The organism is Leptospira venezuelensis, assembly GCF_002150035.1.
Lineage (GTDB): Bacteria > Spirochaetota > Leptospiria > Leptospirales > Leptospiraceae > Leptospira_B > Leptospira_B venezuelensis.
The window spans coordinates 1-799 of record NZ_NETS01000004.1; the positions used below are offsets into that span (position 1 = coordinate 1).

The following is a 799-nucleotide window of genomic DNA, read 5'->3' on the forward strand; positions in this document are numbered from 1 at the left end:
GCGTCAGAGCCGATAGTTAAGCGAAGTAAAGCCCGAACTAAAGAGATCTTACTTTTATATTATTTCTTAGTTAAGAAATCGAAAATTTTAGTAAAATCTTTTCCAGAAAGATTTTCATTCACACTGAAATGATCGGCCGTAGCTAACTCTAAATACGAAGAATTTTCAATTTTAGCATGTAAAGAAAGCGCCATATTAATTGGCGTCATGTTATCAAGTCTCGCAGCAACAATCAAGGTTGGTAAATTTATACTAGCGGCTTTAGAAATATTCTCGAATTTATCGATAATAAGAAATTCCGGGATAAGTTGCGTATATTTATATTTAGCTACTTCATAGATCGAAGTATATGGAGTTACCAAAATCAAATGAGATGATATATTTCTTAAAGTCAGCTCAATTGCTACCCCACTGCCTAACGAACGACCCCATAAAATTGTTTTATTAGGCGGAAAATTGTATTTTGCTTGAACATACCGAATAATTTTTTCTGAGTCATCATACAGATTATTTTCAGAAGGAGAATACTTCTTAGAGAGACCAAATCCAGCATATTCAACAAAAAGTCCGGAATAGCCTTGTTCATAAAAATGCTTAAAGAATCTTGCCTCTCCATACATGGTTCCACCCTGCCCATGAAGCATCACTACTAATCCTTTTGATGATAGATCTTTTCCTTTTAACAAGTGAGCATTGACGTCTCGGTTTGAATTTGAGATAGTGATGAGTTCACCGGGAATTAGTTTTGGGTCTATTTTCTCAGATTTCCCGTAATACAGAACACTTCGAAACAAATAAG

At 34.7% G+C, this 799-nt stretch carries 1 protein-coding gene; it reads right to left on the reverse strand.

All coding sequences use genetic code 11. The features are described from left to right. Window positions 1-59: 59 nt before the first annotated feature. On the reverse strand, window positions 60-799 hold a 740-nt coding region (locus B1C82_RS00235), incomplete at its 5' end, for an alpha/beta hydrolase (protein ID WP_205871446.1).